The organism is Methyloceanibacter sp. (genome assembly GCF_051306395.1).
Taxonomy (GTDB): domain Bacteria; phylum Pseudomonadota; class Alphaproteobacteria; order Rhizobiales; family Methyloligellaceae; genus Methyloceanibacter.
The window spans coordinates 1-9508 of the sequence record NZ_JBPPND010000164.1; the positions used below are offsets into that span (position 1 = coordinate 1).

The 9508-nt window shown below is 65.7% G+C and carries 11 protein-coding genes; 1 reads left to right on the top strand and 10 read right to left on the bottom strand.

From position 1 onward, the window contains the following. The first annotated feature begins 93 nt into the window (after positions 1–93). On the top strand, positions 94–1086 hold the full coding sequence (locus tag ACSLE4_RS08340) for an AraC family transcriptional regulator (protein WP_435904001.1): 993 nt from the start codon (positions 94–96) through the stop codon (positions 1084–1086). Between the two features lie 57 nt (positions 1087–1143). Here the strand turns inward: ACSLE4_RS08340 and leuC are convergent, their stop codons facing one another. The 10 genes from leuC to ACSLE4_RS08390 all read right to left on the bottom strand — a co-directional run. Next, positions 1144–2550: a 3-isopropylmalate dehydratase large subunit gene (leuC, locus tag ACSLE4_RS08345; protein WP_435904002.1), complete on the bottom strand. Its 1407-nt coding sequence runs from the start codon at positions 2548–2550 to the stop codon at positions 1144–1146. 135 nt (positions 2551–2685) lie between these two features. Then, positions 2686–3378, bottom strand: a complete 693-nt coding sequence (gene rplS, locus ACSLE4_RS08350) for a 50S ribosomal protein L19 (RefSeq protein WP_435904003.1) — start codon at positions 3376–3378, stop codon at positions 2686–2688. 174 nt (positions 3379–3552) lie between these two features. Next, positions 3553–3873: a c-type cytochrome gene (locus tag ACSLE4_RS08355; protein ID WP_435904004.1), complete on the bottom strand. Its 321-nt coding sequence runs from the start codon at positions 3871–3873 to the stop codon at positions 3553–3555. Between the two features lie 58 nt (positions 3874–3931). Next, the gene (gene trmD / locus ACSLE4_RS08360) at positions 3932–4636 is read right to left on the bottom strand and encodes a tRNA (guanosine(37)-N1)-methyltransferase TrmD (protein WP_435904005.1); all 705 of its coding nucleotides are present in this window, start codon (positions 4634–4636) and stop codon (positions 3932–3934) included. Continuing rightward, positions 4633–5916, bottom strand: a complete 1284-nt coding sequence (locus ACSLE4_RS08365; protein WP_435904006.1) for an adenylate/guanylate cyclase domain-containing protein — start codon at positions 5914–5916, stop codon at positions 4633–4635. Before ACSLE4_RS08365 ends, trmD begins: the two co-directional genes overlap by 4 nt. A 40-nt stretch (positions 5917–5956) precedes the next feature. After that, the gene (gene rimM, locus ACSLE4_RS08370) at positions 5957–6490 is read right to left on the bottom strand and encodes a ribosome maturation factor RimM (protein ID WP_435904007.1); all 534 of its coding nucleotides are present in this window, start codon (positions 6488–6490) and stop codon (positions 5957–5959) included. A 2-nt stretch (positions 6491–6492) separates the two neighbouring features. After that, positions 6493–7020, bottom strand: coding sequence for a 30S ribosomal protein S16 (gene rpsP / locus ACSLE4_RS08375; RefSeq protein ID WP_435904008.1), 528 nt, complete (start codon positions 7018–7020; stop codon positions 6493–6495). A gap of 42 nt (positions 7021–7062) precedes the next feature. Beyond that, positions 7063–8556, bottom strand: a complete 1494-nt coding sequence (ffh, locus tag ACSLE4_RS08380) for a signal recognition particle protein (RefSeq protein WP_435904009.1) — start codon at positions 8554–8556, stop codon at positions 7063–7065. Further along, positions 8556–8978 carry an integron gene (locus ACSLE4_RS08385; RefSeq protein ID WP_435904010.1) on the bottom strand — a complete coding sequence of 141 codons (423 nt, stop codon included), beginning with the start codon at positions 8976–8978 and terminating at the stop codon, positions 8556–8558. Before ACSLE4_RS08385 ends, ffh begins: the two co-directional genes overlap by 1 nt. Before the next feature lie 253 nt (positions 8979–9231). Further along, positions 9232–9508: DMT family transporter (locus tag ACSLE4_RS08390; protein WP_435904011.1), on the bottom strand; the 277-nt coding region annotated here is incomplete at its 5' end.

Here is a 9508-nt window from a genome sequence, read left to right on the forward strand (position 1 = left end):
GCTGGGAGTGAAATCTCCCGCTTCCCGGCTACAGCCGGAGGCAGTACTAATAGGCGGGAAAAGTCAAAGGTTTGAGGCTTAGGACGTCGCCCGATGGCCGTGCTGTCACCGGATCCCGTGCTCCTGCGCGTCTCGACGCGCGACATTCCTGAATCGGACCGCTCGCCCTTCTGGCGAGAAGTTTTCGCGCGGCAGATGTGCCATCTCGAGTTCGAGCCTTTGTCGGATGGCCCGTTGGATGTCGAGGCCACTCTTCTTGCCCTGCCTGGCTTGAGCGTCGGCTGGTGCCTCTCGACAATGCCAGCGCGCTGGAGCCGGACCGCCGAACTTGTGAAGGACGGTGACGATGCCTTCGCGTTCATCATCCCGCTTGCGGGAGCGGTCAACTGTTCCCAACGCGGCCGGGAGCTTGACGCCAAACCAGGCGACGGCGTCGGCATTCTCCATAGCGAACCCGGCGGCATTCAATTTCGGGAACTCAACGACATTGCCGTGATGGTGCAGCGATCGGCGCTCGCGCCGCTCGTACCGGATTTGGAAGAGGCCGCGACTCGCCTTGTTCCATCCACGAATGAGGCGTTACGGCTTCTGAGACTCTATCTCACGGGGTGGCGAGAGAATTTCAGCATCACCGACTCAGCGCTCTGCCGTCTCGCTGTCAGCCACGTCCACGATCTCATGGCCATGGCGCTTGGCGCCACGGGCGATGCCGCCGCGGGCGCCAACGGCCGAGGCATACGCGCCGCAAGACTCAAGGCGGTCAAAGCCGACGTTGCATCTAATCTCACCGCGCACGATCTCTCGGTCGCGGCGGTGGCGCGCCGCCAACGCGTGACCCCGCGCTATGTCCATATGCTGTTCGACCGTGAGGGCACCACTTTCTCCCGATTCGTGCTTGCCGAGCGTCTTGCCTGCGCGCGCCGTATGCTCCTGGACCCGCGCCACGCCCAGCAGTCGATTGGCGCTATCGCCTATGCCAGCGGCTTCGGCGACCTGTCGCATTTCAACCATGCCTTCCGCCGCCGCTATGGGGCCACGCCTTCGGAGGTGCGTCGGGAGGGGTCTGACAGCCAGGCAATCCGGTAGCCGGTGCAGCAGGCAGGGGTTACTGGATGCCCGCCTGCGGGCATAACAGCAATAACTCTAATGCATCTCGCGGATGTCGACGAAGCGGCCGGCGATGGCGGCGGCGGCGGCCATTTGCGGCGACACCAGATGGGTGCGCCCGAGCCTGCCCTGACGCCCCTCGAAATTGCGGTTCGAAGTCGAGGCGCAACGCTCGCCGGGCGCCAGCTTGTCGGGGTTCATGGCAAGGCACATGGAGCAGCCCGGCTCGCGCCATTCGAAGCCGGCTTCCAAGAAGATCTTGTCTAGACCCTCTTCCTCGGCTTGCGCCTTCACCAGGCCGGAGCCCGGCACGATCATGGCGGAAAGGCTCTCGCTCACGCGCTTGCCCTCGACGATCTTGGCGACGGCGCGCAGATCCTCGATGCGGCCATTGGTACAGGAGCCGATAAAGATGCGGTCGAGCGCGATGTCGGTGATCTTCTCGCCGCCCTTGAGGCCCATATAGTCCAGCGCGCGGATCGCGGCGGTGCGCTTCGACTCGTCGGCGATCTCGGACGGGACGGGCACGCGGCCCGCGACCGACACCACCTGCTCGGGGCTGGTGCCCCAGGAGACGATGGGCGGCAGCTGCTCGGCGTGCAGCACGATCTCGCGGTCGAACATCGCGTCGGGATCGGAGTAGAGCGTTTCCCAATGACGCTGCGCCATCTCGAAGGCGCCGGCCTTGGGCGCGCGCGGGCGGCCCTTGATATAGTCGAAGGTCGTTTGGTCGGGCGCGATCAGGCCGGCGCGGGCGCCGCCCTCGATCGACATGTTGCAGATCGTCATGCGCCCTTCCACGGAGAGCGCCTCGATCGCCTCGCCCGCATATTCGATGACGTGGCCCGTGCCGCCGGCGGTGCCGATCTCGCCGATGATGGACAGGATGATGTCTTTGGCGGTGACGTTCTCGGGCAACTTGCCCTCGACGCGCACGCGCATGTTCTTGGCCTTCTGCTGGATCAGCGTCTGGGTGGCGAGCACGTGCTCGACCTCGGAGGTGCCGATGCCGTGGGCCAGTGCGCCGAAGGCGCCATGGGTCGAGGTGTGGCTGTCGCCGCAGACGATGGTGGTGCCGGGCAGCGTGAAGCCCTGCTCGGGGCCGACCACGTGGACGATGCCCTGGCGCTTGTCGCGCTCGTGATAGTACTCGATGCCGAAATCCGCGGCGTTCTTGGCCAGCGCGTCGATCTGAATCTTCGACTCCGGATCGTCGATGCCCAAGGAGCGGTCGGTGGTCGGCACGTTGTGATCGACCACGGCGAGCGTCTTCTCGGGCGCGCGGACCTTGCGGCCGGCCATGCGCAGGCCCTCGAAGGCCTGCGGGCTCGTCACCTCGTGGACGAGATGCCGGTCGATATAAATGAGGCAGGTGCCGTCCGGCGCCTCATGGACCAGGTGTTCGTCCCAAATCTTGTCGTACAGGGTGCGGGGCTTCGCCATTTTCGATCGGGTTTCGGTCGTTTCTGGTGTCTCTAGGGCTCAGATAGCGATTAGAGGGCGGCTTGCCAATGGGCAGGCGCCGCCTCACGCTAGAGACCTACGGCAAAGAAATCGTAGAGGACCGTTAGGAAGGACCTAGCCCTTCTTCTCCTCCGCCTCGCCATCTGCCGGTGCGGCTTCGGCCTCCGCTTCGGCGGGGACCTCGTCGGCCGTGGTCTCGGCCATTAGCGCCACGGCCTTGCCCGTCCAATCGTTGGTCTCGATCTGGTTGCCGAGCGACAGCAGGTCATCGATCTGGGCGATCTCGTCGTCGCTTAGATTAGCGATCTGCTCGAATTTGATAATGCCGAGCTTGTTCAGCTTCTTCTCGAGGTCCGGCGTGACGCCTTCGATCAGCTTGAGATCGTCGGGCGCGCCTTTGGGCTTGTTGAAGCCCTTGAAGGCCTGGCCCTTCTGCTTCTTGCCGCGCGAGTCCTGGCGCTCGGGAATGCGGGCGGCCTTACCGCGGCGGCCACGCAGGTAATAGAGCTTGGCGCGGCGCACGCGGCCGTGACGCACCACCTCGATGGAGTCGATCAGCGGCGAATGAATGGGGAACACACGCTCCACGCCCTCGCCGTAGGAAATCTTGCGGACGGTGAAGTTCTCGTGGATGCCGCCGCCGGCGCGGCCGATGCACACGCCTTCATAAGCCTGCACGCGGGAGCGCTCGCCTTCCACCACTCGGACGTTGACACGGACGGTGTCGCCGGGGCCGAACTCGGGCACACTGCGCTTCTTGAGACGGTCGGCGACCTGCTCTTTTTCGAGCTGGGCGATAATATCCATCAGTTAAGCCTTTCACGGGCGCCTGCCTGGCCGTTTGGCCTTTTCGGCGAACGCCATTCTTTTTGATTGATCCAGAAGATGCGGGGCGTGGGCGTAAATCCCACAACCAGCGGGGTTTCCTAGCCCAGGTTTCCGCCCTTGTCGATGGATTTTGGGCCCGCTGACCGCCCGCGATCAGCCTTTGCCCTTGAGGCTGCGGATATAGGCCACGACGTTCCGCATGTCGTCCTGCTCGAGGACAATGTTGGGCATGGTCGGGTGGGAGCTCTGGAGCCAGACGGTCAAGGCGAGTTCGGTCATTCCCGGGGTGTCGGCCACTTCTTGGAACGGGAGCGCCTCGTACAGCGGGGATTCCAGGTCGCCCGCCTGAACGGCATGGCAGGCCGCGCAGATCTCCTCGGCGTATGCCTTGCCCGCCGCGACGTCGGCCTCTTGCGCTTCCGCGGCTCCCGACAGGCCAAAGGTGACGATCCCGGCCAGCACCAAAGCTTTCATGCCCAGTCTCCTTTGGGCCTTCCATAGGGCGCGGGAGCCTAAGCGGCACTGACCTCGATCAAGATTTGGATTTTCCGCGCTTTTCCCAAAGGTCGGGGCGCCGGGACTTGGTGAGGGCTTCCGCCTGCTGGCGGCGCCATTCAGCGATCTTCTGGTGGTCGCCGGACAGCAGCACCTCGGGAATGGGCCGGCCTTCCCAGTCCCGGGGCTTCGTGTAATGCGGGTATTCCAGGAGACCGGAGGCGAAGCTCTCCTCGGCCAGCGAGCCGTGGTTGCCGGCAACGCCCGGCAGCAGCCGCACGCAGGCATCGATCAGGACTTGGGCGGCCAACTCTCCGCCGGAGAGCACGTAGTCGCCGATGGAGAACTCCTCGATCTCCCGCGCCTCAAGGACGCGCTGGTCGATGCCCTCGAAGCGGCCGCAAAGCAGCAGCACGCCGGGACCTTGGGCCAGCCTATGCGCGCGGGCTTGGGTGAGGGGCGTGCCGCGCGGAGACAGATAGAGTGCCGGCGTACCGGGCTCGGCATTGGCGCGGGCCGCGTCGATGGCCGACGCCGCAATGTCGGCGCGCATGACCATGCCGGCGCCGCCGCCGGCCGGCGTGTCGTCCACGGAGCGGTGCTTGTCGGTGGCGAAATTGCGGATGTCGACCGTGTCGAGCGCCCATTTGCCGTCGTTGAGCGCCTTGCCCGCGAGGCTCAAGCCGAGCGCACCCGGAAACATCTCCGGGAAGAGGGTGAGAACGGTGGCACGCCAGGTCATGCGGCCACTCCTTGGCCTGTTCCGCGCTCTTCTTTCAAGAGCCAGGTTTCCAGGAGGCCGACGCCTTTGACGTCGATGGGGCCGCGCGGCTCAAAGACAAATCCGTCCTGAAGCGCCTCGCGCACCTCCGCCGACACCTGGATCTCGCCGGGAATGCCATGAGACTCCAGCCGCGAGGCCAGGTTCACCGTCTCGCCCCAGACATCGTAGGAGAACTTGTCGGCGCCGATGACGCCGGCCATGACAGGGCCGCCGGCGATGCCGATCCGCACGCGCAAATCCACGCCGTGCGTCTCAGAGAGCCGCGCCACCAACTCCGGCAGACACAGCGCCATGCGCGCGAGCCGCACTGCGTGGTCGGCTTGTGGTTGGCTGACTCCCGCCACGGCCATGTAGCCGTCGCCGATGGTCTTGATTTTCTCCACGCCGTGCGTGGCGGCGAGGCGGTCGAACTCGGTGACAACCTGATCGAGGATGTCGACCGTGCGTGCGGCGCCGAGCTCTTGCGCCAGCTCGGTGAAGCCAACGAGATCCGAGAACAGCACGGAGGCTTGCGGTACTGCGTCGGCGACGCGCTCGCCGGGACGAGCCTTGAGCCGCTCGGCGATCGCCTCGGGCAGAATGTTGGCGAGCAGCGCGTCCGCCTCGGCGCGGGCGCGGTCGGCCAAGGCGAAGGCGTAGCCGACGATCAGCGCGATGAGGCAGAACGTCGTCGCCGCGGATGAGACATAGAGATTGTGCAGCAGGAACGGGTCAGCGGCGACGCGGGCGTTCTCCGGCGGGTAAAGGAACCAGGCCGCCAGATGCAAACCCAGCGCGGTGGCGATCACCGCGACGCTGAGGCCGATGCGAGTGCGGTCGTAGATGGCGAAGGCAACCGCCGCGGCGATGATGAAGTTGAGCTGGATGCCGGAGTCGCGCCCAAGCTCACGCACGAAGAAGAACAGCGCTGCGAACTCCGCAGCACAGATCAGGAGCGCCGCGGCGACGTCATTGAGGCGATGGGCGAGCGGCGCAAGCAGCGCGACGACCACGAGGGCCAAGTTCAGCACGATCAGCGGCCAATAATCCTCGACCCCGAAGGCGGCGAACACGCCTGCATAGATCACCGAGAAGATCGCGATCATGAAGGCCATGACGTTGACGATCTTGAGCCGGCGCCGCGTCGCGCGCGGGTAGTCATGCGTGCCGGCCTCCGCGAGGCGCGAGAGCGGGACAAGCCAGGCGGGCAGCGGCGCGAAAAGGCTGCGGCCGGACTTTGAGAAAAAGCGGATGGTCATGGCGGTTCTCTATGGCGTCATGCGCCCCCGCTGGATGACGTCAGTCTTCTTCTAGTTCCTCGGGCGGCACCAGCACCAACCGCCCATTCTCGATGTCCACCTCGGGTACCGACGCTTCGGTAAAGGGCACGAGGAGGGTCTCTCCTCCATTTGCCGGCGCGACCTCAACAAGGTCGCTCGCGCCGAAATTATGCACCCCGACCACGGTGCCAAGCGGGGCGCCGCTCGGGTCCACCGCATCGAGGCCGATGAGATCGGCCACGTACCATTCGCCCTCCTCGCGCTCGGGCAGCGACGCGCGCGGAAGGTAGAGCTTCGTACCGTTTAGCGCCTCCGCCCCCTCACGGGTACTCACACCTTTGATACGGGCGATGACCGCTTTCGGGGTGACGCGGACATGCTCGATCTCGATCAGCGTCGCGCCCGCCTCGTCTTGCAGCGGGCCATAGGCGGCGATCTCGGCCGGGTCCTGGGTGTAGGAGCGAAGGCGAACCTCGCCCTTCAACCCTTGCGCCGCGCCGATCTCGCCAACCAATAGCCGGTCCGCGTCTTGGTCCAAGGGTGCTTGGCCCAAGGCTACTCGGCCTTTTCGGCCTCGCCCTCGGCAGCGGCTTCCTCGGCCGGCGCTTCGGCGGGTGTTTCCTCAGCCGGAGCGTCCTCGGCAGGCGCTTCCTCGGCGGCAGGCTCCTCGGCAGCAGGCTCCTCGGCGGGCGCGGCAGCGGCTTCGGCGGCGGCCTTCTCGGCCTCTTCAGCGGCCTTGGCCTTCTCTTCGGCTGCCTTGACCTTCTCTTCCTCGCGATCGAGGCGCTTCTGTCCGGGCTTGGCCTTCTCCGGGTTGTTGCGTGGCTCGCGCTTCATCAGGCCTTCGGCATCGAGAAAGCGCAGCACGCGGTCGGTCGGCAGCGCGCCGTGGGACAGCCAATGCTTGGCGCGATCGGTGTCGAGGTTGACGCGTTCTTCGGAATCCCGCGGCAGCAGCGGATTGAACGTGCCGATCTTCTCGATATAGCGGCCGTCGCGCGGGCTGCGCGAGTCGGCGACAACGATGCGGTAGAAGGGGCGCTTCTTGGCGCCGGCACGGGCCAGTCTGATTTTCAGTGACATTGGTTTCTTACTCCTAGGCGTTCGATATCAAATTCAAAGGGTTCAACGCTTCTTCTTTTGCTTCTGCGGCAGGCCGGGAAGGCCGGGCGGCAAGCTTCCCGGCAGCCCTGGAAAGCCTCCGGGAAAGCCGCCTGACGGCAGGCCCGGGAAATTCGCGGGAAGCTCAGTGCCGGGCGGCAGTTCTGAGGGCATCTCGGGCACCCCCCCGCCGCCGAATAGCCCCGACAGCGCCCCGCGCTTCTTGCCCATGGTCTTCATCATGTCGGCCATCTGGCGGTGCATCTTCACCAGCTTGTTGATGTCCTGCACGGACGTGCCGGAGCCCGCGGCCACGCGCTTCTTGCGCGAGGCGTTGAGCAGCTTCGGGGTCTTGCGCTCGGCACGGGTCATCGAGCCGATGATCGCCTGCTGACGCTTGAAGACGCTCTCGTCGAGATTGGCGGCGTCGATCTGCTTCTTCACCTTGCCGATGCCGGGCAGCATGGAGAGCACGCCGCCCATGCCGCCGAGCTTCTGCATCTGCTTGAGCTGCTCGGCGAGGTCTTCCAGGTCGAAGGAGCCCTTCTTGACCTTCTTGGCGATGGCTTGCGCCTTGTCGAGCTCGACGGTCTCCATCGCCTTCTCGACCAGGCCGACCACGTCGCCCATGCCAAGAATGCGCCCCGCGATACGGTCGGGGTGGAACTCCTCGAGCGCGTCGAGCTTCTCGCCGACGCCGATCAGCTTGATGGGCTTGCCGGAGACGGCGCGCATGGACAGCGCCGCGCCGCCGCGCGCATCGCCGTCGACTCGGGTCAGCACGATGCCGGTCAGGGCGACGCGCTCGCCGAAATTCTTGGCGAGGTTTACGGCGTCCTGGCCGGTGAGCGCATCGGCGACCAGCAGCGTCTCATGCGGTTGCGCGATCTTCTCGATGGCGGCGGTCTCGGCCATCAGCTCTTCGTCGATATGGGTGCGGCCGGCGGTATCCAGGAGCAGCACGTCGAAGCCGCCGAGTTTCGCCGCCTTGATGGCGCGCGCTGCGATCTCGGTCGGGCTTTGGCCTTCGACGATGGGCAGCGTGGCGACGTTCGCCTGCTCGCCGAGCACGCGCAGCTGCTCTTGCGCGGCCGGACGGCGCGTGTCGAGCGAGGCCATCAGGACCTTCTGCTTATCGCGGGTCTCCAGCCGGTGTGCGAGTTTTGCCGTGGTGGTGGTCTTGCCGGAGCCTTGCAAGCCGACCAGCATCATGGTGACGGGCGGGGTTGCGGCGAGGTCGATGCCTTGGGCGTCGGAGCCCAGCATGCGCACCAGCTCGTCGTTGACGATCTTGATGACCATCTGGCCCGGGGTGACCGAGCGCACGACATCCTGGCCGACCGCCTTCTGCTTCACCCGGTCGGTGAAGGAGCGCACCACGTCGACCGCGACATCCGCCTCGATCAGGGCGCGGCGCACCTCGCGCATGGCTTCGCCGACGTCCTCCTCGCTCAGCGCGCCGCGGCGCGTGAGCTTGTCGAGGATGCCGGAAAGGCGGTCTGAAAGGGTGTCGAACATCAGCCGGCGTAGTCCGCGACGAATTTGCGATAGACCCAGCCCGAGGAGCAGGGACCGGTATAGGCGGCCGCGCGCGGCCAGGGCGTGCCGACACCGCAGTCTTGGCCGTCGTGGGAATAGACCACGCCGAGCCAATTACCGTTGCTGCCGCTCTGATCGCAGATATTCAGCAGGTCGCCGTTATAGGCCTTGTCGAGCATGGCGTAGTCCGAGCTGGGGCCGGCGCGGACGGCGAGGAAGCCGTCGCCGCCTTGCGGGTTGAGGCCGCGCACCACGCCCACCGTACCGCAAGCGTCGTAGCCGGGGTTCTGGCCCGCGATCACCGGGACGTGCCGCTGCTGGGCCGTGGTTGCCAAAGGCAGGCAGACGAGCGCCAGCGCGGCAAGGATGCCGGTGCGGCGCAAGGCGCGGGTTATCGTCATCACTGGCCTCTCTCCTCGCGGTGAGGGTTTGCCCAAACGAAAAAAGCACCCGTGGGCGCATCGCGCTGACGGGTGTTGACCCCCCTGGCTAGTCTCTTTTGGTGCGCTACCGCGCTTCGCGCTACTTGAGCGCAACCAAGTAAAGACCCCACGCAGGGCGGCGGCTCTTGTTACGGAGCTGCCTTGAATTCGGCCGGAATGTCGGCGAGCGGGGTCCGGAAGTCAAGCGAGACCGCTAATTTCCCTTGCTAGGCTAGTGTGGCAGGACGCGCGAAAAGGCGTTCACCACCACGACTCCGCTCACGATAAGGGCCAGCCCAATGAACGCCGGCAGGTCCAGCGGTTCCTTGAACCAAAGCCAGCCGATCGCGGCAATCAGGACAATGCCGAGGCCGGCCCACATGGCATAGGCGAGGCCTACGGGAATCGTCCGCAGGCTGAGAGCGAGAAGCAGGAGGGACACCGCGTAGGCAAACACGCATACCAAGCTCGGAAGGAGCCGGGTGAAGGAATCGGACGCTTTCAAAGCC

Coding starts and splice junctions, on each gene's coding strand:
- ACSLE4_RS08340 (WP_435904001.1), top strand. CDS start 94: ATGGCCGTGCTGTCACCGGATCCCGTGCTCCTGCGCGTCTCGACGCGC.
- leuC (WP_435904002.1), bottom strand. CDS start 2,550: ATGGCGAAGCCCCGCACCCTGTACGACAAGATTTGGGACGAACACCTG.
- rplS (WP_435904003.1), bottom strand. CDS start 3,378: ATGGATATTATCGCCCAGCTCGAAAAAGAGCAGGTCGCCGACCGTCTC.
- ACSLE4_RS08355 (WP_435904004.1), bottom strand. CDS start 3,873: ATGAAAGCTTTGGTGCTGGCCGGGATCGTCACCTTTGGCCTGTCGGGA.
- trmD (WP_435904005.1), bottom strand. CDS start 4,636: ATGACCTGGCGTGCCACCGTTCTCACCCTCTTCCCGGAGATGTTTCCG.
- ACSLE4_RS08365 (WP_435904006.1), bottom strand. CDS start 5,916: ATGACCATCCGCTTTTTCTCAAAGTCCGGCCGCAGCCTTTTCGCGCCG.
- rpsP (WP_435904008.1), bottom strand. CDS start 7,020: ATGTCACTGAAAATCAGACTGGCCCGTGCCGGCGCCAAGAAGCGCCCC.
- ffh (WP_435904009.1), bottom strand. CDS start 8,556: ATGTTCGACACCCTTTCAGACCGCCTTTCCGGCATCCTCGACAAGCTC.
- ACSLE4_RS08385 (WP_435904010.1), bottom strand. CDS start 8,978: ATGACGATAACCCGCGCCTTGCGCCGCACCGGCATCCTTGCCGCGCTG.